Genomic DNA, 23440 nt, shown 5'->3' with positions numbered 1-23440 from the left:
CCGGCCATGACTCTCAAGGAACTCCAAAGCGCGAACCGGGTCCGGCTGTCGGTGGCCCCGCCGATACTGGAGGCATGACGGCTCCGGGCGCAGGGACGGGCACAGCCCCAAGTACGGCTACAGCTGCGGGCACCGTGCTGGTTGTGGAGGACGAGCCGAGCATCGCGGACGTCCTCGCCATCGCCCTGCGGTACCACCGCTTCGAGGTGATGGTCGCGGGCACCGTTCGCGATGCGCTCACGCTCGCCGAGCGCACCCGCCCGGACGTCGCGCTGCTCGACATCATGCTCCCGGACGGCGACGGCCGGGCCCTCGGGCGTGAACTGCGCGACCGCAGGCCCGAGTTGGCCCTTGTCTTCCTGACCGCACGGGACGCGCCGGGGGAGATCGTCGGCGCCCTCGGGTTCGGCGACGACTACATCACCAAGCCGTTCAACATCGACGAGGTGGTCGCCCGGATCACCGCCGTGCTGCGGCGGACCCGGCCCGTCGACGTGCTGCCGCAGCGGCCTCCGTTGCGCTACGGCGACCTGGAGCTGGACGAGTCGACGTACAGCGTGCACCGCGCGGGCGGCACCGTCGAGCTGACTCCCACGGAGTACGCGCTGCTGCGGTTCCTGGTGCGCAACGGCGGCCGGATCGTGCCCAAGGAGCAACTCCTGCGGCATGTCTGGCAGTACGAGCACACGCCGGCCGAATCGACCGTCGTCGAGACGTACATCAGCTATCTGCGGCGCAAGCTCGACGAGCTCGGACCGCCTGTGATCACCACCCGGCGCGGTGTCGGATACGGGCTGGCATGAGTCTCCTCGCGATCGGAGCGGGATGGTGGCGCGCCTTCGGGTCGGGATGGGGACGCGCCTTCCACTGCGAGCGCGGCATCCACTCCCTGCGCGTCAAGCTGACGCTGGCCAACGTGGTGCTGCTCGCCCTCGGCATCGTCGTGGCGACCGCCGTGAGCGTGATGGGCATGCGGCTGTATCTGCTGGACAGCGTCGACACCCAGCTGATGGGCACCCGGGACTCGATCGGCGGCTCCCGGATCACGCTGGAGCAGATCGACTCGCTGACCGCGTTCGCCGCCCTCACCGACAGATACCGATACAACTCCGTCGACAGCAAAGGCAGTTCAGCCGGATCCAGCTCCTCCGACCCCGGCTCGGCGAGTCCCGGCCTCGCGAACGCCGACTCCTTCATGTCCGACGGCATCTTCGTGGTCGTCGGCGAGCAGGGGCAGGCCATGACCGTCGCCGGGTTCGCGGCCACCGCCGACCAGCGCGCCCTCGCCGCAGCCGTCTCCGACCCGGCCGCCCTCGCCCGCGACGACGAACCCCACGACATCCGGGTGCGGGACGCCCCCTACCGGGTCACCGCCGCCCACCTCGCCGACGGCGCGACCGTACTCCTCGCCACCTCGACGGACGCCCTGCACGATGTCCTCGGCAAGGCCCTGAAGCTCGATCTCACCGTCGGGACGCTGCTGCTCGCGCTGCTCGCCGTGCTCACGATGTTCAGCGTGGGCCGCCGGATGGCGCCCCTGGAGGACATGGTCGAGACGTCTACGGCCATCGCCGAGGGCGATCTCACCCGGCGTGTCCCCTCCAGCCGCGACGCCACCCTTGAGGTCGAACAGCTCCGGGTCGCCCTCAACACCATGCTCCACCAGGTCGAGTCGGCGCACCGCACCCGCGAGCGCAGCGCGGCCCAGCTGCGCCGGTTCGTCGCCGACGCCTCGCACGAACTGCGCACCCCGCTGTCCGCGATCCGCGGCTACCTCCAGCTCTACGACAAGGGGATGCTGACCGACCCGCAGGAGCGGCGGCGCGCCTGGGACCGGATGAACGGCGAGGCGGACCGCATGGGCCGCCTGGTGGACGAGCTGCTGACGCTTGCCCGTCTCGACCAGCAGCCCGAACTGCTTCTGAGGAACGTCGACCTGAGCCGTCTGGTGCGGGACGCGGCGGAGGATCTGCGGGTCCAGGAACCGGGCCGGCCGATCAGTGTGGCCGCCGAAGGGGCGATCCTGGTGCGGGCCGACGAGTCGGGGCTCAGACAGGTGCTGGGCAACCTGGTGGGCAACGTCCGCACGCATACGTCCCCCGATGTGCCGGTGCGGCTCGCTGTGGAGCGCGCGGAGGGTGTCGTACGGCTGTGTGTCGCGGATCTGGGGCCCGGGCTGGCACCTGCGGACGCTGCGCGTATGTTCGACCGGTTCTTCCGAGCGGGGGGCGGGGCGGGAAGCGGGTTGGGGCTGGCGATCGTGCAGGGGGTGGTGCGGGCGCACGGCGGGGAGGTGAGTGTGCGGACCGCCTCCGGCGAGGGGTTGGCGGTGACGGTCAGTCTGCCGGAGCGGGTGGTCTGTCCGTGAGTGGTGGGGGCGGTGAGTTGGCCGGGTGGTTGACTGCGGGCCCGTTGTGGCTGGTCGCGCCCACGCGGCGAAGCCCGCGGAACGACATGGGACACGGCCCCGCGCCCCTGGGGACGCCCCTATCCCGGCGCTGTGACCAGCGCCCAGACCGTCTTTCCGTGTCGGCCTCTGCTCCACACCCCCCACGCCTCCGCGATGTGCTCGACCAGGTGAAGGCCGCGGCCGTGTTCCGCCCAGTCCGTCACCGGGTGGAGGCGGGGTTCCGTCGTGCCCTCGTCGGAGACCTCTATGAGGCAGGAGCCGTCGGCGAGTGCGGTGACGGCGACCTCGAACTCCGGCTCCAGGACGGGGCCGTGGCGTACGACGTTGGTCGCCAGCTCGGAGACGAGCAGGACGGTGTCCGCGAGCGCCGGGCCGTCGGTACTGTGCCCCCAGTCGGCCAGATGGTCGCGCACCCGGCGCCGGGCGAGTTCGACGGACGCCGGATGCCGGGGAAGCCGGAAGGAGTTGCGCCTCAACACGTCCGCTCCTCCCCCCGCCCACAGCATCAGCACATCTGATACAGCGTTGGGTACCCTCCCAGCGTCACCTAGTCCGCGTCGGCCGGTCCGCGTCAGATCCAGTCGAGGGTCCAGAGCCGGAAGACCCCGGTACCGTCCGAGAGGTACTGGCCGCCGCCGACGTCCTCGCTGCTGACGACGTACTCCTTGCGCTGCCACAGCGGGATGACGGGCACGTCCAGGGCGATCAGTTGCTGGAGCGCGCGGAAGTCCTGGGCGGCTCGGGCTCGGTCGGCGTACCGGCGGCTGTCCAGGATCAGCCGGTCCACCTTCTTGCTGCCGTATCCGTTCTTCATGCTGTTGCCGGTGCCGACGAGCGGTCCGGTGAACGTGTCCGGGTCGGGGAAGTCGGCGACCCAGCCGACGGCGTAGGCGTCCAGCTTCCCTGCCGCGTACCGCTTCTGGTAGTCGGTCCACTCGTAGCCCTTGACGGCGACCTTGAACAGGCCGCCCTTCTCCAGCTGCCGCTTGAGCAGGGCAGCCTCCTCGGCGGCGGCGCCGCGCCCCTCGGCGTAGCCGTAGGTCAGGCGGACGGGGAGTTCCACGCCGGCCTCGGTGAGCAGGGCGCGGGCCTGCGCGACGCTGGGTTTGGGGTAGTCGTCGAAGAACGAGGTGGTGTGGCCGGTGAGGCCTGCCGGGATCAGCGAGTAGAGGGGCTCGGCTGTCCCCTGGTACACCGTGGCGGCGAGTTCCTCCCGGTTGACCAGCCAGGCCAGGGCGCGGCGGACGACCGGGGCGTGGAGCGCGGAACCGGCGTGGACGTTGAGGACGAGGTTGCGGGTCTCGGCGCTGTCGGACTCGATGACCTGCTGGCCGGGGTCGCTGGGCGAGAGGCCGGCGAGGACCGCGGGCGGCAGCTGGCGCGTGGCGACGTCGATCTGCTTGGCCTTCCACGCCTTGTCGAGGGCCGGCGGATCGGCGTAGTAGCGCAGGCGGATGGGGCTGCCGGTGCTCTTCACGACGCCCTTGTAGTGGTCGTTGGGTTCGAGGAGCGCCTCCTTCTCCTCCGTATACGACTTCAGGAGGTACGGGCCGGTGCCGTCGGCGCCGGTGTCGGTGCGCAGGCCGTCCTTCGGGTAGCGCTCACGGTCGACGATCGCACCGGCTCCGGTGGCCACCTTGAACGGGAAGGTGGCATCGGGCGAGTTGAGGTGGAAGGTGACCGTCAGATCCTTGGCGTCGACCGAGGTGAGGGTGCCGAGCAGGGACGCGGGTCCGACGTTGGAGTTGATGCGCTTGACGCGCTCGAAGGAGAACTTCACGTCCTCGGCGGTCATCTGCCGGCCGCTCGGAAAGTGGAGGTCGCCGCGCAGGACGCAGACGTAGGTGCGCAGGTCGGAGCCCTTGAAGCCACAGCTCTTCGCCGCGTCCGGGACGGGGGCGGCGCCGTCCGGCCGGTAGGTGAGCAGTGACTGGAAGACGTTGCTGAACATGGCCCACGAGCCGGCGTCGTAGGCACCGGCCGGGTCGAGGGAGGTCACGGCGTCGGTGGTGCCGACGGTGATCGTCCTGCCGTGGTCGCCTCCCGTCGGCATCAGCTGCCAGCCGACCGCGCCCGCGGCCGACACAATGAGCAGCGCCGCGAGAATCCGCATGCGTACCGAGCGCATCGGTGTGCCCTCCCCAGGCCCCCTGCACAGGCGACTCCCCTGTGGCGTCGATCACCTAATCACAGGTGTTTCGCATGGGGGAAGGGAGATCTCCTGAGATGGGAAAGACGTTACCGACACCGTGTTACCGGCCGGTTTCGCACCTCGTTCAGAGCCGCCCACGCATGGCGTTCCGGGGTGCCCGCGCCGGCCGGGCTCCGGGCCCGCCGGTCAGGCCGATCGCTCGCTGCCCGTCGCGTAGAACCGCTCGACGTACTCCCCCGGCGACAGATCGTTCTCCCGCATCACCGAGAAGACCTCGACCCCCTCACCCGGCTCCCCGTCCATCCGGAACGCTTCGGAGAAGCGCACGTACTCGACCTCGTCCAGCGCCTCGCAGTACTCGAGGGCTTCTTCCTCCGCCCGCTCGATCGCCTGGTCGAACGACTCGGCGGTCCACAGCGTGACGCGTTCCTCGTACACCCCCAGAGGACGGTGCCGGAAGACGCAACGGACGCCGTACCACGACGACTCACTCATGAAAACCCTGTTCTCGTGCTTGATGCAATCCGGAACCCGGAAGGGGGCCGAGGGCCCCCTTCCGGGCTTGTTCACTCCTGGAACCGCGCCGAGCTAGGCGATGGCCCAGAGCACCGCTGCCACGATCCCGACCTCCCAGAAGAAGACCAGGGTAATGATCACGGCGATGAAGACCACCGCGATCCCGATGGCCTTGAGGACGACCCTGAGGCTGTCCTTGGCCGACCTGTTCTTCTGCTGGTTCCGGCTGCCGGCGTACTTCTGTGCCTGCTCCAGCTTCTTCTTCGCGGACTTGAACGCCTTGTGGTCATAGCTGCGCCCGTTCGCCTTGTCCTCCAGCGCCTGCTTCTCCTTGGCGCTGAGAGACGCGGGCTTCCTCGTCGCCCTTCCGTCCAGGTCGAGCCGGTTCACCGGGTCCGAGGGATAGACGTAGGTGTTGGCGTTGCCTCCGTAGACCGGGTCGACCTGCAGGAAGCGGCCGGTGGCCGCGTCGTAGAGGCGGACTCCCATGACGGTGATTCCGCTGAGCGTCCCCGCGAACCTCTGGTAACCGCCCAGGGCGCCGTAGGGGGTGGCAGCCGTACCGGCGGACGCGTTGCCGTATTCGTCGTACGACTGAACGGTGCTCGCGACGCTCGTGTCCAGGGGTTGCTGGACGGAGATGTCGCCGTGGATGTTGGCGAGCTGCAGAACCGTGTTCCCGCCGGCCGCGGTGGTCGCCGCGAGTGATCCGGTCAGGTCCTGGACATAGCGGCCGACGGTGTCACCGTTCCGCGTCCAGACAGGGCTGTCCGAGAACCCGCCGTAGTGGCTGGTGCTGGTGGTGCCGGTGGTCCAGGTGCCGTCGGTGGCCTGGGTCTGGGACGTCCTGACGGCGAGGCGGCCGGCCGCGTCGAGATCCCAGGTGTTGCGGCTGGTACCGACGGTCTCGGTACGCACCAGGTCGTTGCTGTAGTACGCCAGGGTCGCACTGCCCCTGGCGGTGGTCCGGCCGAACGCGTCGTAGGCGTAGCCGGAGTTCACCAGCCGGTTGGCGCTGTCGTACGTGTACGACGTACTGGTCGTGGTGGCGTCCGTGGTGCCGCTGTCGCAGTCGTCCGAAGTGGCCGTCAGGGCCGTGCGGTTGCTGTTCCCGTCGAAGGTGTAGGCACGGGTCGTGCAGCCGGTGGACGTGGTGTCGCTCGCCTGGGTGAGGCGGCCGGCACTGTCGTAGGTGTAGTCGGAGCGAGTGGTGGAGCCGTCGGTCTGGGTGTGTCCGGCCCGCTGGCCCATGACCGTGTACGTGGCCGAGTCGGCGAGGAGGGTGGTGCCGTTCGCGGTCGTGTAGGCGCGGTCGGTCTCCTGGCCGGCCGGGTCGGTGGTGACCGTCAGGGTGTGACTGCCGGGCAGGGTCTCGGAGGTGAGGGTGCCGTCGGCGTCGTACGTGCCGGTGAAGGCGCCCGCGACCGAGTCCGTGACCGTCTTGAGGTCACCGGTGGTGGCGTAGGCGTAGGTGACGGTGGACGGCGCGGAGTCGGTGGTCTTCACCTTCCGGTCGAGGACGTCGTACGCCGTGGTGGTGGTGTTGCCCGCGCCGTCGTTGTAACCGATCCGGCGACCGAGGCTGTCGTAGGTGTAGGTGATGGTCTGGCCGTTGGAGGTCAGCGAGGCGGGCTGCCCGTTGGACGCGTTGTACGCGTACGTGGTGGCCGGCGTGTCCGTGCCGATGCCTCCGGTGACCGTGGTGCTGGTCGTGCGGCCCGCGGTGTCCACGGTGTTGGTGGTCGTGCGGGTCACGGAGCCCGAGGTCTCCGTCCTGACGGCGGGCAGGCCCCAGCGGTCGTAGGTGTAGACCGTGGTGACCGCGGTGGCCGGGTTGCTGCCGCCGCCGGTGATCGTGGCCGCCGGAGCAGTCCTGCAGAGCTGCCCGTCCCACTCGGCGGACGCGCAGGTGCCGGTCGAACTCGCGCTGTAGTACGTGTAGTTGAGCGTCGAGGCGTCGGAACCGGTGGAACCGGCGGTACGGGTGGTGGCCACCCGACCGGCGCCGTCGTACGTCGCCACGACGTCCGTGGTGTCGCCGCCCTCGGTCTTCGTCTCCTGGCCGGTGGACCAGTCGTACGTGGTGGTGGCGGTGTGCGTCTCGGCGTCTGTGGCGTAGCCGGGGATGGCCGCGCCGGTGACGGCGGAGGTGACCAGGCCGGAGACGGCGGCGCCGCTGGTCCGGTTCTCGTCGTAGGTGTACGCGGTGTGGGTGCGGGCCGGGGTCACCGAGCCCGCCGCCAGCGTGGACTCGGCGGTGGTGCCGGTCAGCTCCTTGGTGAGTGTGATCTCGTGCAGCGGACCGTACTCGCCCGTAAGCCGCTCGCCGTCGGCCGAGTACTCCGAGACGGTGGCCAGTTGACGGGCGCGCTCAGCCGTGGACAGATCGTCCAGACCCAGCGCGGTCAGCCGGTCGTCGGCGCTGCTGAGCGCCAACGCACGGTTGGCGGCGGTCAGTTCGGCGACCGTGTTGCCGTACTCGTCGTACTCGGTCGTGGTGATCGCACCACCGGGTCCGGCCCAGTTGGTCTCCGCGCCGTCCGCGTTGATGTAGGTGATGCTCGCGCGGCCGTAGGAGGTGGCGGTCAGGTCGCCGCCGGTGTTGGAGGTGGGGACGCTGTCGGCCGGGAAGACGGCGGTGGCGTCGGTGGGTGCCTCGTCCTGCGCCCAGGTGGCGACGGTCGTGGCGTCCATCTGGTACGGGGCGGTGGTACCGGAGAGCGGTACGTCGTAGACGACCGAGGTGGCCGCCGTGCCCGAGGTGGTGCTCGCGGAGCCCTCGGCGAGTGCCGGGCGGGAGGCCTTGAGCAGCATGCCGGTGCCCGACGTCAGGGCCGAGCCGGCCTTGCCGTAGGTGAAGGTCCAGGGGAGCTCACCGGGCTGGGTGTAGGTGGCGACGCGGCCGTCGGTGTCGTAGGTGTACTCCGTCTTCAGCGCGGGGCTGATCCGGGGGTCCCAGACCTGGCGCAGCTGGCCGGAGGCGTTGTAGGCGTACGAGGCGATCGTCTCGGCGGTCGAGGCGGAGGCACCGGGCGTGGTGGCCCAGAGCTTGACCGACGCGACCTGGCCGGCGTAGTCGCCGAGCGCGCTGGAGGTGGCGGTGGTGGCCGTCGCGTAGACGTACTCCAGGACGCGGCAGCCCTTGGTGGCCGGGGTGGCCTGGCAGGTGGCCGCCGTGACCGCGCCGGTCGGGGAAATCACGTACTTCGGGCGGGCCAGCGTCTTGCCGCCGACCGTGACGGTCTCCGAGGCGACGGTGACGGTGGTGTCGTCGACCGCCGTCGCCGAGGACACGAGCGTCCAGGTCGCCGCGGCGGTGGCCGCCTTGGCGAACACCGTGACGTCGGCGTCGAGGTTCTTCAGCGTGAACGTGGTGCCGGTGAGCGAGCCCGTCAGGGCCAGACCCCCGGCACCGGTCTGCGGCTCCCAGGCACCGCTGCTGGTGAGGGTGAAGGCGACCGAGCCGCCGTCCGCGCTGAGCAGTTCCACCGAGGTGTCGGAGGTCTTGCGCAGCTGCGTGTAGTCGCTGCCGGCGCCGTCGGTCGACGAGGCCCAGCCGGGACCGAAGATCGCCGCCTGGCCCTCGGTGTCCGTGCTGTTGGCACGGGAGGAGTACGTGCGGTCCACGCCAACGGCGAAGGCGGAGGCGTCGATGTCGGACAGGGTGAAGTCACCGGTGAGCTCGTTGACCTCGCCGGGGCCGACCTGGGCGGTGGGCGCGGTGCCCGCGTCGCGGTCCAGGGTGACCTCGGTGGTCTGCGAGTAGCCGGTGGTGGTGCCGTTGGTGAACGCGGCACGCAGCTGGATCACACCGTCCTCGGCGAGGGTGGAGACGGTGTTCCAGACCAGCTTGGTGGCGGTGCCGCTGGTGACGGCGACCGGCCAGGCGGAGACGGCGGCGCCGGAGGCGGTCACGTCACCGACCGGCACGGTGTGCCAGGAGTCGGTCTCACCGCGCCGGTACTGCCAGGTCACCCCGGTGTAGGAGGTGAGGCCCTTGGCGGACAGGGTCAGCCGACGGGCGGTGGTGTCACCGTCGGCCGGGGAGAGGATCGCCGCCCCGTCGGCGCCGACACCGAACGAATAGGCGGTGGTTGCCGTCGACAGGTTGCCGCCGGAGTCGATGGTCCGCGCGTACAGCGTGTGCCAGCCGCCCGCCGGGTTGATGCTGACGGTCTGCGTGTCGCCGCCGGTGCCGTTGGTGGTGTCCAGCTTCTTGTTCGGCAGGGACGAGTCGTCCAGGCCCCACTGGAAGCCGGCACCGTCCGTGGCGGCGGTGGCGAGGGTGCAGTTCACGGCGGCGGAGGCTTTGGCGGTCCAGCCGTTTTGCGTGTACGTGTCGCAGGTGACGGTCGGCGCGGCCGGCTTGGCCGTGTTCAGCACGAACGTCGTGTAACCCGACCACGCGCCGAAGTCGGTGCCGTCGTAGGCGCGTGCCCGGTAGCGCAGGTGGCTGCCGGCCGGGAACGCGGACGCCGACGGGATCGCCAGGGTCGAGGTGTTGCCCGAGGCCACCGTCTTGCCGTACGCCGTGTAGGAGTAGGTGGTGTCCGCGTAGGCGGGGTCGGCGGTGATCTCGTACTGCGCCTGCGCGTTGGCGCCGTCCGCGTCGGTCACCTTCGACGACAGTGTGGGCGTCAGCGAGGTGACGTACCGCTTGCCGTTGTAGGAGTTGACCTGCGACGGTGCGATGGCGGTCGAACTCGGCACCGCCGGATACGAGTTGTACGTGACCGTCAGGTGGGGCTCGGTGGAGCCGTCGCCGGAGACGTAGTTCGCGGAGCGGTAGCGGCGCCAGGTGGTGGAGTCGGTCTCCGAGGCTCCCGCGATCCGCACGCCCTGGTTGGTGGCACCGTCCGCCCATGCCTGCACGATGGCGTCGATGTCGAAGTTCATCGTGCCGGCCGGGCAGGACGTGCTGTAGCCGAGCGCGGCCTTGTTGGTGACGGCGCCGGTGGCCGTGGTGGCGGGCTGGACGGCCCAGGTGATGTCGGCCGAGGTCCAGGTGCCGGTGATCCGGCGTACTTCCGTGCCCGCACCGCTGGTGTCACAGGTCGAGGAGTAGTACGAGTACAGGGCGAGGTTGGTGTCGGTGATGTGCTTGCCCTTGAAGGGCGAGACGTCGAACTTCATGTAGGCGCGGGCCTTGGTGGTCCCCGCGTCGTACGTACCCGACTTCAACTCCTCCGAGGAGATCTGCGAGTCGGTGTAGTTCGTCGCCACCCACGTGTCCGTGGTCACCGCGAGCGTGGTCGTGGGGTCGACCGTGACCGGATAGGTCAGCTTGTTCTTCGTGAAGTAGCCGGCGTCGGGGGTGAGGATCAGGATCTGCGAACCGTCCGCTGCCGTCTCGACCTTCGTGGCGACCCTGGCCTGATGCTTCGACTCCCCGGACTTACGGTCCTTGGAGGAGTCCCACATCATCGGCGCGGGCGCCTCGGCGACCAGCTTTCCGGCCGTGTCCTTCAGCAGCAGGTGTCCGGAATCGGCCACCGACAGCTCAAGTCCCTTGAGCCGCATCGGTATCCGGTACTCCAGCGGACCCTCGGGCGCCTTGTCCAGGACCACGTTCTGACTGAAGCCCTGCGACAGCGCGGTGACCGTCAGGGTCTCGCCGTCACCGAGATCGTAGGAGGCGGTGTCGTCCTTCACGGACGGCGTCGGAAGCTTGGACTCCCAGCCCATCCCGAACGACCGCGCACCCTTGGTCACCGACGCCAGCGCGGTGTCCCCTCCGTCGGAGACCGCGATGTCCGCCGCCGCCACGCCCGGCTCGAGCGCCGCACCCGCGTCCGACAACGACGTGTCGATGTTCCGCCAGACACCGTCCACCTGCTGCCGGATCGGCGCCACATACGTCGACGTCTGCAACTGCCCGTTCGGCAACGCATACGTCGTCGAACTGGCCGAACGCTCCGACAACACCTCGATCTTCCGGCCCTGCGCTCGGGCCATCAGCAGCGCCGCCGCAGTCGAACCGGCCGTCGACGCGGTTGGTTTGACCGCTGTGGCCGCCGCCACCTTCACGCTGCCGGCGTCGGCGGCCGCGAAGGCCTGTCCGGTGCCCAGCGACACCAGCGCCGCTTCGGCCGCGAGTACGGCCGCGACCGCAAGCGCGATCCGGCGTGGCGATACGCCCATTGTTCTGTCCCGCCCCCGTGAGGCAGGGAAGACACGTCTTCCCTTGAATCCCATGCACACTCCTGTGATCACGCCAGGACACATGCCGCGTCCTGAGCGGGCATGATCAAAGCAGGGATGTGTAAAGGCTTCTCCATGGCATCACCACTCGTCGCCCACAGTGATCCTCAAATCCTCCCCAACAGCCTTGACTTGAATTCGATCAACAGGTTTCAGTCACACGGAATGCGCCCCTCCGACGAGCGCCTCCTGTGGGACGACTTCCGCCAATAGGGCATATCGAGCCTGGCGCCGACAGCGACCCGGCGGATCGACGGGGCGCACCCGAAGGTTCCATCGATCGGAAACCCTTATCGACCCGTGATCTTCACCGTTAGTGATCAAGCCTGCCTGGACGCCAGTTCCACCACGGTGATGTCCGACGGCGCACCCACCCGCGTGGGCGGACCCCACGCACCGGCGCCCCGGGAGACGTACAACTGCGTGTCCCCGTACCGCTCCAGGCCCGCGAGGGTGGGGTTGGCGAGATCGGCGACGAAGTTGCCGGGCCACAGCTGGCCGCCGTGGGTGTGGCCGGAGAGCTGGAGGTCGACGCCGTGCTCGACGGCGTCGTGGATCTGCACCGGCTGGTGGGCCAGCAGCACGCTCGCCCGGGAGGTGTCGCGGTCGCCGAGCGCCTTGGTGAAGTCCGGGCCCTGGCCCTCACTCTCACCGGCGATGTCGTTGACACCGGCGAGGTCGAAGTCGGGCAGTTCGACGCGCGCGTTCTCCAGCGGGCGCAGCCCGAGCCGTCGGACCTCCTCGACCCACTGTTCGGCGCCGGAGAAGTACTCGTGGTTCCCGGTCACGAAGAACGCCCCGTGCCGCGCCCGGAGTTGGGCGAGCGGGGCGGCAGCCGGACCGAGGTCCTTGACGCTGCCGTCGACCAGGTCGCCGACGACCGCGATCAGATCGGGCTGGGTCGAGTTGATCGTGTCGACGACCTTCTGCGCGAAACCCCGGCCGAGGACGGGCCCGAGGTGGATGTCGCTGACGACGGCGATCCTGAACCCGTGGGCGCCGCGCGGGAGTTTGGCCAGCGGCACGGTGACGCGCTTCACGCGGGGGCCGCGCACGACGCCGTACGTGCCGTATCCGACGGTCCCGGCGGCGGTCGCCGCCGCGGCGCCGGCCACGACACGGGAGACGAACAGGCGCCGGGAGGGGGCGGCGAGGAGGCGGGGGGAGGCAGGGACGCTCGGGGTGTCAGAAGTCCCCGTTGCCGGTTCCGCGGTCTCCGGTGCCCCCGCCGGGACGGTCTCCGCCTTCCGGAGCGGTACGGGCGGCGGTACGGGCGCCTCGGCCGGCCCGCGCCGCTCAAGGAACCGTCGCAGCAGTGGCCGTACGAGCTCGCCCGCGATCAGTGCCAGCCCCAGATACATGAACAGGGCCAGCCACAGGAAGCCCGGCCAGGCCAGCGTGCGCTGGAGCCAGAAGGGCGCGCCACCACGCTCGGCGGCCAGGGCGGCGACCATCATGACGGGCAGGGCGACGAACACCACCGTGCCGACGCGGCGGGCGAGGCCGGGGCCGGCGGTGGTGTCGCGCACCAGACGGCGCCAGACGTACCAGTGCAGCCCCACCAGAGCGGCGACCGCGACGAGCAGGAAAACGATGACCATGCGGGTGTGTCCCCCGTTATGAGGTCTGGCGCAAAGCGCGCAGTCCGCGCAACCCGATGCCCCCGACGATCGTCCCCAATACGAAGGAGACGACCGCGAGCACCAGATGCACCCAGAAGTACGCCGTCGGTGTGCCCGCGTCGTCGAACGCGAGCCCGCTGCCGTCCTTGACCAGATTCTTGATGAAAGTGACCCAGATGACCCAGCTCCACACCCCGAAGGCGAGCAGGAACCAGGAGACGGGGCGGCTGAGTTTCACAAAAACGGGCCTTTCATCACTACACCGGGCAACTCACTCCGACCCGGTCGGCCGGGGGTCCGGGGGTTGTCCCCCGGATGAGCACAGCATGCGTCCAGTATCGCCGCCTGGTGCTGGGACCCGTGGCCGGGGTGGGGAAGGGGGTGTGCGGGTTCGGCCCGGGGGCGGTGCGACTTCACGGGCTGGTACATGTACGTTCTCGATCGTGTCCGCCTCGAAGAAGACCGCCAAGCGAACCCTGCTGGTCACCTCCGCCACCCTGTTGTCCGCCGCGCTGACCGCGCCCGTACCGGCGTTCGCGGCTCCCAAGCCGACACCGAGCGCCTCGCCTTCGGTGACTCCCCCGGCGAAGATGTCGACCGTGGGCGGGGAGCGGCTCGGGCAGGCCGGGACGCAGGTGAACCTCGCCGACGGGGTGCCGGTGATCCCCAAGGACCTCAGCGCCCGCTCGTGGATCGTCTCGGACGCCGAGTCCGGTGATGTGCTCGCCGCCCACAACGCGCACTGGCGGCTGCCCCCGGCGAGCACGCTGAAGATGCTGTTCGCCGACACCGTGCTGCCGAAGTTCCCGAGGACGCTGAAGCACAAGGTCGCGGCCGACGAGCTGGCGGACGTCGGCGCCGGTTCCAGCATGGTCGGCATCAAGGAGAAGGAGACGTACACCGTCCACGACCTGTGGCTCGGCGTCTTCCTGCGCTCCGGCAACGACGCGGTGCACGTGCTCTCCCACATGAACGGTGGCGTCGCGGCCACGGTCAAGGAGATGAACGAGCACGCGGAGGAGCTCCAGGCGCTCGACACCAACGTGGTGAGCCCCGACGGCTACGACGAGCGGGGGCAGGTGTCGTCGGCGTACGACCTGACGCTGTTCGCCCGCTCCGGGCTGCAGAAGAAGGACTTCCGCGAGTACTGCTCGACGGTTTCGGCCAAGTTCCCCGGCGAGACGAAGAAGAACAAGAAGGGCAAGCTGGTCCGCGGGTCCTTCGAGATCCAGAACACCAACCGGCTGCTCGCCGGCGCCCCGGACATCTCGGTGTACCAGGGCATCGCGGGGGTGAAGAACGGCAACACCACCAACGCGGGCGCGACCTTCACGGGGGTCGCCGAACGGGGTGGCAAGGTGCTGCTGGTCACGGTCATGAACCCGGAGAAGGCCGAGCACAACGAGGTCTACAAGGAGACCGCGCGGCTGCTCGACTGGGGCTTCCGGGCCGCCGGGAAGGTGCAGCCGGTGGGCGAGTTGGTCGCGCCCAAGGGCGCGGAGGCGAGCGCCCAGCCGGGCTCGACGGACGCCGCCGACTCCGGAGAGGCGGGGGGCGGCTCGGGTGACGGGGCCGGCAAGGGTGACTCCTCCGCGTCGCCGGTCGCGAAGGCGGCGGCCACGTCCGGGTCGGACGGCGGCGGGATGGGCGTCGCGCTCGGGATCACCGGTGGTGTGGTGGTGCTGCTTGCGGGGGGCGCGTTTCTTATCAACCGGCGGTGGCCGCTGCGGCGGCGGTGACAGCGGATTGCGCCCCCGCCGCCCCGGACCCCGCTCCTCGAACGCCGGAGGGGCTGGATTGTCAGCCCGTCCGGCGTTCGAGGACGAGGCCCCTTCAGGGCCGAAAGCGGGGGTCTGGGGGCGGCAGCCCCCAGGGACGGGCAGGGGCGGCGGGGGCGAGAACCCGGTCTCGCCCCATCACTCCGCACCCTCCTCGCCGGACGCCTCCTCGCTCGGCGTCGCCGTCCAGGAGGCGCAGAACAGGACGAGTTTCGACGTGAAGTTGATCCACAGCAACAGGGCCACGGGGACACCGAACGCCCCGTACATGCTCTTCGCCGCCACCCCCTGCATATAGCTGCTGAGCAGCAGCTTCAGCAGCTCGAAGCCGGCCGCGCCGATCAGCGCGGCGACGAACAGCCGGCGCCGGGTCGGCTCCACGCCGGGCAGCAGGGTGAGGACGTACAGGAGCAGGAGGAAGTCGGCGAGAACCGCTACGGCGAACGCGGCGAGGCGAAGCAGTACCGCCCCCCAGCCGGCCTCGTCGATGCCGAGTCCGCGCGCCGTCCAGCCGACCGCCGCCGAGGCGACGGTGGACGCGGCGATCGTGACGAGGACGGCGCCGCCGAGCCCGACCAGCACACCGGTGTCCTTGACCTTGCGCAGGACGGGGTTCCCCTCGTCCTCGGGCACCTCCCACACCGCCCGCAGACACTCCCGCATCGAGCCGACCCACCCGATCCCGGTGAACAGCAGCACGGCGCCGGCGATCACCCCGATCGTGCCCGCGTTCTGGACCAGACCGTCGATGTCCAGCTGCTCGGAGATGCCGGGCACCTGCTCGGCGATCTTCTCCTGGAGCTCGTTCTGGCGCCCGGTGCTGAGCGTGGCCGCGGCGATCGCGGCGGCCACGGTGAGCAGCGGGAACAGCGCCACGAAGCTGATGAAGGTCATCGCCGCCGCGAGCCGCGACCACTTCACCCGGTCGAGACGCTCGTACGACCGCCATACGTGCGTGGTCATGAGGCGGACGACGATCGGTCCGACGCCGGGGAGCTTCTTCAGCCAGTCCATGGATGACCTTGTACCCCGGAAACACCTGTTGGTGGCGGCTGTCGGCGGTTCTACCTGGTGGGAAGGGTGCCGCGGTCAACATGAGCGGCCTGCGGCGGCACCACGGCCGCGCCGAAGGTGTACTCGCGCAGCTTGCGCCACACCGCGTCGGCCCCCTGCTCGTAGAGGGCGAAGCCGGTGCAGGGCCAGTCGGCCTCGTAGTCGGCGAGTTCCGCGAAGGCGCGGTCCATCGCCTCCTCGGCGATGCTGTGCGCGACCGTCACATGCGGGTGGTACGGGAACTGCAGCTCGCGCGCCACCGGCCCGGAGGCGTCACGGACCTGCTTCTGCAGCCAGGTGCAGGCCTCCGCACCCTCGACGATCTTGACGAACACGACGGGCGACACCGGCCGGAAGGTGCCCGTCCCGGAGAGCCGCATCGGGAACGGGCGGCCCGCGGCGGCCACCTCGACGAGGTGTGCCTCGATGGCGGGCAGCGCCTCGGAGTCGATCTCCGTGGGCGGCAACAGGGTGACATGGGTGGGGATACCGTGTGCGGCGGCGTCGCCGAAGCCCGCACGCCGCTCCTGGAGCAGGCTGCCGTGTGGCTCCGGGACCGAGATCGACACACCGATCGTTACGGTCCCCACGTCGTCTCCTGTCGTCGTCTCGGTTTTGGCCGTGCGGTGGTGCCTGTGCGGTGGTGCGTGCGCGGTGTCACCCGTGCGTCGTTCTCGTGCCCGTATTGCTCATATGGGCTGTTGCTCGTACCGGTCGGCTATCGACTGTACGGCCACGGCGGGTCTGCGGGCAGGCGCAACCGTAGTGATGTGCAGCGCTCTGATGCCGCGTCGTGCGCCGTGCGGTGGTACTGGTACCCGTGCGGCGACGTTTCAGTGCTTCGCGGGCAGGAAGCCGACCCGCCCGTACGTCTGGGCGAGCGTCTCCGCGGCGACGGCCCGTGCCTTCTCCGCGCCCTTGGCCAGGATCGAGTCGAGCGTCTCCGGGTCGTCCAGATACTGCTGGGTGCGCTCCCGGAACGGCGTCACGAAGTCGACCACGACGTCGGCGAGGTCCACCTTGAGCGCACCGTAGCCCTTGCCGTCGTATGTCCGCTCAAGTTCGGCGATATCCGTGCCGGTGAGGGTCGAGTAGATGCCCAGCAGGTTGCTGACGCCGGGCTTCTCCTTGGGGTCGAAGCGGATCACGGTGTCCGTGTCCGTGACCGCGCTCCTGACCTTCTTGGCGGTGGTCTTCGGGTCGTCGAGGAGGTTGATGAGGCCCTTGGGCGTGGACGCCGACTTGCTCATCTTGATCGACGGGTCCTGAAGGTCGTAGATCTTCGCCGTCTCCTTCAGGATGTACGGCTTCGGGATCGTGAAGGTCTCGCCGAAGCGGCCGTTGAAGCGCTCGGCGAGGTCGCGGGTCAGCTCGATGTGCTGGCGCTGGTCCTCACCGACCGGCACCTCGTGCGCCTGGTAGAGCAGGATGTCGGCGACCTGGAGGATCGGGTACGTGAACAGTCCGACGCTCGCCCGGTCGGCACCCTGCTTGGCGGACTTGTCCTTGAACTGGGTCATCCGGGACGCCTCGCCGAAACCGGTGAGGCAGTTCATGATCCAGGCGAGTTGGGCGTGCTCGGGGACGTGGCTCTGGACGAACAGCGTGCAGCGGTCGGGGTCGAGCCCGGCCGCGAGGAGCTGGGCGGCGGCCAGTCGGGTGTTGGCCGTGAGCTCCTTCGGATCCTGCGGGACCGTGATCGCGTGGAGGTCGACGACCATGTAGAACGCGTCGTGGGACTCCTGCAGGGCCACCCACTGGCGCACGGCGCCGAGGTAGTTGCCGAGGTGGAACGAGCCTGCGGTGGGCTGGATTCCGGAGAGCACGCGGGGACGGTCTGAAGCCATGCCCCCATTCTCTCAGGTATCGGGGCCCGCTCCGGTACGGGTACGGACACGGGTCGACCACTGATCGGAAACTGCTTGGACGCGGGTGGGAACCGATCCGGGTCGAGCGGTGTACCAAAGATGTGAGGACGCGGGAGGGGGGCCGCATCGTCGATGAGGCTGCGGTGATCGCACGCGTACGCGCCGGAGAGCCGGAGGCGTACGCGGAGCTGGTCCGCGCTCACACGGCTCTCGCACTCAGGGCGGCCACAGCTCTGGGCGCCGGTGCGGACGCGGAGGACGTGGTGCAGCAGGCCTTCGTCAAGGCGTACTGCGCGCTGGGGCGATTCAGAGACGGCGTGGCGTTCAGGCCGTGGCTGCTGTCGATCGTCGCCAATGAGACGAGGAACACAGTCCGGACGGCGGCGCGCCAGCGCACGCTCGCCGGCCGGGAGGCATGCCTGGTGGGCGCAGAGCCGCTGATACCGGAATCGGCGGACCCGGCGCTGGCAACACTGGAAACGGAGCGCCACGCGGCCCTCCAGTCCGCCCTGGAACGGCTGAGCGAGGAACACCGCCTGGTCGTCACCTACCGCTACCTGCTGGAAATGGACGAACTCGAAACGGCTCAGGCCCTGGGCTGGCCCCGCGGCACGGTGAAGTCCCGCCTCAACCGGGCCCTGCGGAAGCTGAGCCGACTGCTGCCGGATTTCCGGCCTCGGGATCGGGACGGAGCTGGGGAGGGAGGTAGCGAGCGTGGGTGACGAGAGCATGGGGCACGAGGAGCGCGAGGTGTACGGCGGCGAGGGCGGGCTGTCCGGAGAGGCGGCGGGGCCGGGGGCGGACAGCCCAGGGGGTACCGGGGCCGGTTCCGGTTCGAGTGGGGCTCGCGGTATCGGCGTGGCCGGGCAGTCGGGCGGCACGGCGGACGGGGCGGACGGCCTGGAGGAGGCCGGTTCCAGGGGCGCTCGCGGCGCCGGCGCGAGGGAACTGCCGGGCGGCGTCGGCCAGGGGGCGGGCGACAAAGACACGTCTCGTTCGGGCGCGGCTTTCGGTACGGGCGTACCGAAGGCGTCGGGCGGTGCCGGTGTACGGGGCAACTCTCGTGGTGGGTGGTGGGGGGCCGGCTTCCGAGGGACCGGCGGTGGGACGGGGCTGATCGGGGCTGGGGAGGCGCGCGGCGAGGTGTCCCGGCTGCCCGAGGAACTGCGGGCGCTTGGGCGGTCGTTGGGCTCGCCGGGCAAGGCCGGTTCCGAGACCATGGTCGAGCGGGTGCTCGGACAGATACTGGCCGAGCAGCTGCCCGTGCCGGTGGCCGAGCCGCCGAGGACCAGAGCATCCGGGGCGGACCTGTCCGGGATCGGCGAGCGCTGGCGGACGGTCCGGCGCTGGGCGCGGGTGCGCAGGCGAACGCTGGTAGCCGCCCTGTGCGGTCTGCTGACGGTGCTCGTGCTGACGCCCCCGGTCCGGGCCGCCGTCTTCGACTGGTTCGGCTTCGGCGGGGTCGAGGTGCGGTACGACCCGTCGGCGGCGCCCTCGCCGGGAGCCGAGGCGCCCGGATGCGGACGGTCGGTGTCGCTCGCCCAGGCCGAGGAGCGCGCCGGATTCGCCCCGCTCGTGCCGGACGCTCTCGGTGCTCCGGACACCGTGGAGGTCACCCGCGAGCCCGAAGGGCGGTTCCTGATGAGCCTGTGCTGGCACGAGAACGGACGCACGATCCGGCTCGACGAGTATCCGGCGCGGCTGGACATCGGGTTCACGAAGACGGTGCGGGAGCAACCGGCGTGGCTGTCGCTGAGCGGCGACGTGTCGTCCGACGGCAACCCGCGGGACCTTGCCCTGTGGTTCCCCCGCCCGCACCTGCTGAGCCTCTGGCTGGTGGACGAAACGGGCGAACACTTCACCCGCTCGCGGCGGACGGCGGGACCGACGCTGCTGTGGACCCACGAGGGGGCGGCGGGCGACACCGGAGACGCCGGTGGCCCGGGAGACGCCAGGGATGTGACGGTGACGCTCCGACTGGAGGGCGTGGCTTCGCAGGCCCGGGCGCTGGAGATCGCGAAGTCCGCCGACTAGGCCGATGAGGTCGATCGGTGGGTGCGGAGTGGGAACCTCGGCGGGTTGAGCGGTGTACCAGAAGTGACAGGCGGCGTGCGGGCGGTTCGTACGCGGCTCGACTGCTGGTTGGTAGGGGGTTGGGATGCGCGGGATTCGTGAACTGGCCGCGGCGACAAGTGCGTTGGTGCTGGCTCTGGCCGGGGTTCTGCTGGCGGCACCGTCCGCGGTGGCGGGCGGGCCGACCAGCGTTCTGGTGGTCTCACCGCAGAGCGCGGAGAGTGCGGCTCTGTACTACTCGCACGAGAAGTACGGCGAGTTGGTCCGCCTGATGGGCGCCTCGACCGCCAACGTCCTCGAAAAGCCGAAGAAGTTCGAAGAGGTGGCCGGGCAGCAGATCAACGTCACATGGATGGCCCACGACATAACGCCGTGGCGCTACGACCGTGTCTATCCGAAGCTGCCGGGCAACGACAAGGACGTCTGGATCCACACGACGGACGACATGGAGTCCTTGACCGGCTACTGGCACAAGGCCGATCGACCGGCCGAGCTGCGCGCGCTGTTCAGGCAGCTCGGAGTGCTGGGCAAAGCGTCCCCCGAAGGGTCAGCAGTAGTTCCCCCGGCACCGCAGGAGCCGGGGGCCGAGGACGCCACCGCACCGACCGCGGCCGCGGCACCGGCCACCCCGACCCGCGCGGCCCACGCCACGGAGTGGTGGTGGGCGATACCGGGCGCGGCGGCCGGCGCGGTTCTGGCGCTGGTCCTTCGACCGTTCGCCTCGCGGATCCAGCCGACCGGGTGGGGCAAGGGACGCGGACCGGGGCCTCGTCAGGAGTTGATTGACTTGTAGCGCTGCCCGAGGGGTGCCCTTGAAAGGGCACCCCGGCGGGACTCCAGGACCGCTACGCATCCTGGGACGCGTCCGCCTCAGCCGAGGTCGATCTCCGGGTACAGGGGGAAGCCCGCCACCAGGTCCGTCGCCCTCCGCGAGATCTCGTCGGAGATCTTCGTGTCCAGGACGTGGGAGGCCTTCGAGGGGGCACCCGACTTCGTGGTGCCCGGCTCGGCGGCGGTGAGGACCCGGTCGATCAGGCCGGCCACCTCGTCCATCTCCGCCGTGCCCAGCCCACGGGTGGTCAGGGCCGGGGTGCCGATACGGATGCCCGACGTGTACCAGGCGCCGTTCGGGTCGGCCGGGATGGCGTTGCGGTTGGTGACGATGCCCGAGTCGAGGAGCGCGGTCTCGGCCTGGCGGCCGGTGAGGCCGTAGGAGGAGGCGACGTCGATCAGGTTGAGGTGGTTGTCGGTGCCGCCGGTGACGAGGGTGGCGCCGCGGCTCATCAGGCCCTCGGCGAGGGCGCGGGCGTTGTCGACGATGCGCTGGGCGTAGTCCTGGAAGGCGGGCTGCCTGGCCTCGGCGAGCGCGACGGCCTTGGCGGCCATGACGTGCGGGAGGGGGCCGCCGAGGACCATCGGGCAGCCGCGGTCGACCTGGTCCTTGAGGGAGTCGTCGCACAGGACCATGCCGCCGCGCGGGCCGCGCAGCGACTTGTGCGTGGTGGTCGTCACGATCTGGGCGTGCGGGACCGGGTCGAAGTCGCCGGTCAGGACCTTGCCCGCGACCAGGCCGGCGAAGTGCGCCATGTCGACCATGAGCGTCGCACCGACCTCGTCGGCGATCTCGCGCATGATCCGGAAGTTCACCAGACGGGGGTACGCGGAGTAGCCCGCGACGATGATCAGCGGCTTGAAGTCACGGGCCGACGTGCGCAGCGCCTCGTAGTCGATCAGGCCGGTCGCCGGGTCGGTGCCGTACGAGCGCTGGTCGAACATCTTGCCGGAGATGTTGGGGCGGAAGCCGTGGGTGAGGTGGCCGCCGGCGTCCAGGGACATACCGAGCATGCGCTGGTTGCCGAAAGCCTGGCGCAGCTCGGCCCAGTCCGCGTCGGAGAGGTCGTTGACCTGGCGGGCGCCGGTCTTCTCCAGGAACGGGACCTCGACGCGGTCGGCGAGGACGGACCAGAAGGCGACGAGGTTGGCGTCGATGCCGGAGTGCGGCTGGACGTAGGCGTGCCGGGCGCCGAAGAGTTCGCGGGCGTGCTCGGCGGCGAGGGACTCGACGGTGTCGACGTTGCGACAGCCGGCGTAGAAGCGGCGGCCGATCGTGCCCTCGGCGTACTTGTCGCTGAACCAGTTGCCCATCGCGAGGAGGGTGGCCGGGGAGGCGTAGTTCTCGGAGGCGATCAGCTTGAGCATCTCGCGCTGGTCGGCTACCTCCTGGCCGATGGCGTCGGCGACGCGCGGCTCGACGGCGCGGATCACGTCGAGGGCGCTGCGGAAGGCGGTGGATTCGGTGGAGAGCGGCTCGGTGGAGAGGGGCTCGGCTGACATGGGGACCTCCGGACGTGGCGTTCGGCGTTCACGGCTCGGCCCAGGCGCACGGCACTCACTCAGGGACCCCGACAACGGGTTGCGGCGGGTCCTGGGGCCGCTTCCCGATGGTCGGTCCCATCCCAGCGCGCCAGTCACGGCCCGCCGGTCAGCCTACCGGGCAGGCCGGAGGGCCGGGCCGCCCTGTCCACCATGCGAGCGACGTCCGCCGCACGGGTGCCGGGCGTTCCCCGCCCGGGCTTCAGAGGATCACATGGGGCAGGAAGCGGGCGTACTCGTCCGTGATCAGACCGGCCGACTCACGGATGCCGAGCCCCGCCGACTCGTTCTCGACGACCCAGGCGCCCAGCACGACGTGGTTGCCGTCGAAGGCGGGCAGGGGGGCCAACTCCTGATAACAGCAAGGCTCTTCGGACTCATGTGCGGCGGGGGTGGGGTGCGGCTCGTGGACCGTCACGCCGGCGCCCTCCCGGCCGAGGAGCGGCTTGGCGACGTAACCGGTCGTGTACGCCAGTTCCCGTGGCCCGTCGAGATGGGCGGGGAGGAGGTTGGGGTGGTCCGGGTAGAGCTCCCAGAGGACGGCGAGGAGGGCCTTGTTGCTGAGGAGCATCTTCCAGGCCGGTTCGATCCACAGGGTGCTGCCCGTGCCGCCGCCGTTGTCCAGGGTGTCGAGGACGTGGTCCGCGAACTCGTCGGTGGTGAGCCACTCCCACGGGTACAGCTTGAAGCAGCTGCGGATGAACCGGAGTTGGTTGTCGACGAAGCGGCCGGAGAGCGGGTCCCAGCCGATCTCCTCCATGGAGATCCACTCGGTGTCGAGGCCCGCCTGCTCCGCCGTCTCCTTCAGATACGCGACGGTCATCAGGTCCTCCCCGATCTCGTCGGCGGCGGAGTGCGCGAAGTGGAGGGGGCTGCCGGGCGGGAGGAGGGCGGCCTGCTTCTGCCAGGCGGCGATCAGGCGTTCGTGGAGGGAGTTCCACTGGTCGGCGCCGGGAAAACGGTCCTCCATCCAGAACCACTGGGGCGAGGCCGCCTCCACCAGGGAGGTGGGGGTGTCGGCGTTGTACTCGATGAGTTTCGCGGGGCCCGTGCCGTCGTAGCGGAGGTCGAACCGGCCGTAGACGGAAGGGAGTTCGGCACGGCGGTGCCAGGCCTCGGCGACCGCTGCCGCGATGCGCGGGTCGGTGATGCCGAGGTCGGCGAAACGGTTCGTGGTGACGATGTGGTCCGCGGCGGCGAGACACATGCCGTGGAGTTCCTCGACGGTCTCCTCCAGCGCCTCCACCTCCGGGAGCGAGAAGACGTAGTACGCGCTCTCGTCCCAGTAGGGGCGCAGGGAGTCGTCGGGGTGACGGGTGAGCGGGTAGACGAGCCCCTGTGCCTCGACGGTCTGCTGCCAGCCGGGGCGGGGCTCGATCGTACGGCGCTGCATG

Annotated in this window: 17 protein-coding genes; 6 read left to right on the top strand and 11 right to left on the bottom strand. The window is 70.1% G+C overall.

Going from position 1 to position 23440, the window contains the following annotated elements; genetic code table 11:
* Positions 1–134 precede the first annotated feature (134 nt).
* Complete coding sequence (locus OHN74_RS27450; protein WP_327697256.1) at positions 135–803, top strand: response regulator transcription factor; 669 nt, start codon at positions 135–137, stop codon at positions 801–803.
* Complete coding sequence (locus OHN74_RS27445; RefSeq protein ID WP_327697255.1) at positions 800–2368, top strand: sensor histidine kinase; 1569 nt, start codon at positions 800–802, stop codon at positions 2366–2368. The genes OHN74_RS27450 and OHN74_RS27445 overlap by 4 nt, the downstream gene beginning before the upstream one ends.
* A gap of 119 nt (positions 2369–2487) precedes the next feature.
* On the opposite strand, the gene OHN74_RS27440 is transcribed toward OHN74_RS27445, so the two are convergent.
* The 6 genes from OHN74_RS27440 to OHN74_RS27415 all read right to left on the bottom strand — a co-directional run bounded on the left by OHN74_RS27440 (position 2488) and on the right by OHN74_RS27415 (position 13139).
* Positions 2488–2889: an ATP-binding protein gene (locus tag OHN74_RS27440; protein WP_327697254.1), complete on the bottom strand. Its 402-nt coding sequence runs from the start codon at positions 2887–2889 to the stop codon at positions 2488–2490.
* Between the two features lie 92 nt (positions 2890–2981).
* Positions 2982–4538 carry an ABC transporter substrate-binding protein gene (locus OHN74_RS27435; RefSeq protein ID WP_327697253.1) on the bottom strand — a complete coding sequence of 519 codons (1557 nt, stop codon included), beginning with the start codon at positions 4536–4538 and terminating at the stop codon, positions 2982–2984.
* 210 nt (positions 4539–4748) lie between these two features.
* Positions 4749–5057 carry a hypothetical protein gene (locus OHN74_RS27430; protein ID WP_327697252.1) on the bottom strand — a complete coding sequence of 103 codons (309 nt, stop codon included), beginning with the start codon at positions 5055–5057 and terminating at the stop codon, positions 4749–4751.
* Between the two features lie 93 nt (positions 5058–5150).
* A complete protein-coding gene (locus OHN74_RS27425) occupies positions 5151–11219 on the bottom strand; it encodes a DNRLRE domain-containing protein (RefSeq protein WP_327697251.1) in 6069 nt (2022 codons plus the stop codon).
* A gap of 380 nt (positions 11220–11599) precedes the next feature.
* Positions 11600–12880 carry a metallophosphoesterase gene (locus OHN74_RS27420; RefSeq protein WP_327697250.1) on the bottom strand — a complete coding sequence of 427 codons (1281 nt, stop codon included), beginning with the start codon at positions 12878–12880 and terminating at the stop codon, positions 11600–11602.
* 16 nt (positions 12881–12896) lie between these two features.
* A complete protein-coding gene (locus OHN74_RS27415; protein WP_239149644.1) occupies positions 12897–13139 on the bottom strand; it encodes an SCO4848 family membrane protein in 243 nt (80 codons plus the stop codon).
* A gap of 205 nt (positions 13140–13344) precedes the next feature.
* On the opposite strand from OHN74_RS27415, the gene OHN74_RS27410 reads away from it, so the two are divergent.
* Positions 13345–14640 (top strand): D-alanyl-D-alanine carboxypeptidase family protein, encoded by a 1296-nt coding sequence (locus tag OHN74_RS27410; protein ID WP_327697249.1) that lies wholly within the window; start codon positions 13345–13347, stop codon positions 14638–14640.
* Between the two features lie 177 nt (positions 14641–14817).
* On the opposite strand, the gene OHN74_RS27405 is transcribed toward OHN74_RS27410, so the two are convergent.
* The 3 genes from OHN74_RS27405 to trpS all read right to left on the bottom strand — a co-directional run bounded on the left by OHN74_RS27405 (position 14818) and on the right by trpS (position 17579).
* Positions 14818–15693 carry a YihY/virulence factor BrkB family protein gene (locus tag OHN74_RS27405; RefSeq protein WP_327697248.1) on the bottom strand — a complete coding sequence of 292 codons (876 nt, stop codon included), beginning with the start codon at positions 15691–15693 and terminating at the stop codon, positions 14818–14820.
* Positions 15694–15743: 50 nt separating this feature from the next.
* Entirely contained in the window at positions 15744–16322 is a 579-nt protein-coding gene (locus tag OHN74_RS27400) for a 2'-5' RNA ligase family protein (RefSeq protein WP_327697247.1), read from the bottom strand.
* A 243-nt stretch (positions 16323–16565) separates the two neighbouring features.
* Positions 16566–17579 (bottom strand): tryptophan--tRNA ligase, encoded by a 1014-nt coding sequence (gene trpS, locus OHN74_RS27395; RefSeq protein WP_327697246.1) that lies wholly within the window; start codon positions 17577–17579, stop codon positions 16566–16568.
* Between the two features lie 164 nt (positions 17580–17743).
* Here trpS and OHN74_RS27390 point away from each other — a divergent pair, with 164 nt between their 5' ends.
* The 3 genes from OHN74_RS27390 to OHN74_RS27380 all read left to right on the top strand — a co-directional run bounded on the left by OHN74_RS27390 (position 17744) and on the right by OHN74_RS27380 (position 20466).
* Entirely contained in the window at positions 17744–18322 is a 579-nt protein-coding gene (locus tag OHN74_RS27390; RefSeq protein ID WP_327697245.1) for an RNA polymerase sigma factor, read from the top strand.
* Between the two features lie 391 nt (positions 18323–18713).
* Positions 18714–19634, top strand: coding sequence for a hypothetical protein (locus OHN74_RS27385; RefSeq protein ID WP_327700297.1), 921 nt, complete (start codon positions 18714–18716; stop codon positions 19632–19634).
* 124 nt (positions 19635–19758) lie between these two features.
* Positions 19759–20466: a hypothetical protein gene (locus OHN74_RS27380; protein ID WP_327697244.1), complete on the top strand. Its 708-nt coding sequence runs from the start codon at positions 19759–19761 to the stop codon at positions 20464–20466.
* Positions 20467–20543: 77 nt separating this feature from the next.
* Here OHN74_RS27380 and OHN74_RS27375 read toward each other — a convergent pair whose 3' ends face one another.
* On the bottom strand, positions 20544–22007 hold the full coding sequence (locus tag OHN74_RS27375) for a glycine hydroxymethyltransferase (RefSeq protein WP_327697243.1): 1464 nt from the start codon (positions 22005–22007) through the stop codon (positions 20544–20546).
* Between the two features lie 241 nt (positions 22008–22248).
* Positions 22249–23439 carry a glutathionylspermidine synthase family protein gene (locus tag OHN74_RS27370; protein WP_327697242.1) on the bottom strand — a complete coding sequence of 397 codons (1191 nt, stop codon included), beginning with the start codon at positions 23437–23439 and terminating at the stop codon, positions 22249–22251.
* Position 23440: the final 1 nt, after the last annotated feature.

Origin of the sequence: Streptomyces sp. NBC_00459 (assembly GCF_036013955.1) — a bacterium.
Classification (GTDB): Bacteria; Actinomycetota; Actinomycetes; order Streptomycetales; family Streptomycetaceae; genus Streptomyces.
This window is presented reverse-complemented; position numbering and strand designations above follow the sequence as displayed.

Bases quoted from the DNA above. Each gene is read 5' to 3' on its own strand.
- OHN74_RS27445 (WP_327697255.1), top strand. From the start codon at position 800: ATGAGTCTCCTCGCGATCGGAGCGGGATGGTGGCGCGCCTTCGGGTCG.
- OHN74_RS27435 (WP_327697253.1), bottom strand. From the start codon at position 4,538: ATGCGCTCGGTACGCATGCGGATTCTCGCGGCGCTGCTCATTGTGTCG.
- OHN74_RS27430 (WP_327697252.1), bottom strand. From the start codon at position 5,057: ATGAGTGAGTCGTCGTGGTACGGCGTCCGTTGCGTCTTCCGGCACCGT.
- OHN74_RS27425 (WP_327697251.1), bottom strand. From the start codon at position 11,219: ATGGGCGTATCGCCACGCCGGATCGCGCTTGCGGTCGCGGCCGTACTC.
- OHN74_RS27420 (WP_327697250.1), bottom strand. From the start codon at position 12,880: ATGGTCATCGTTTTCCTGCTCGTCGCGGTCGCCGCTCTGGTGGGGCTG.
- OHN74_RS27405 (WP_327697248.1), bottom strand. From the start codon at position 15,693: ATGGACTGGCTGAAGAAGCTCCCCGGCGTCGGACCGATCGTCGTCCGC.
- trpS (WP_327697246.1), bottom strand. From the start codon at position 17,579: ATGGCTTCAGACCGTCCCCGCGTGCTCTCCGGAATCCAGCCCACCGCA.
- OHN74_RS27380 (WP_327697244.1), top strand. From the start codon at position 19,759: ATGCGCGGGATTCGTGAACTGGCCGCGGCGACAAGTGCGTTGGTGCTG.
- OHN74_RS27375 (WP_327697243.1), bottom strand. From the start codon at position 22,007: ATGTCAGCCGAGCCCCTCTCCACCGAGCCGCTCTCCACCGAATCCACC.
- OHN74_RS27370 (WP_327697242.1), bottom strand. From the start codon at position 23,439: ATGCAGCGCCGTACGATCGAGCCCCGCCCCGGCTGGCAGCAGACCGTC.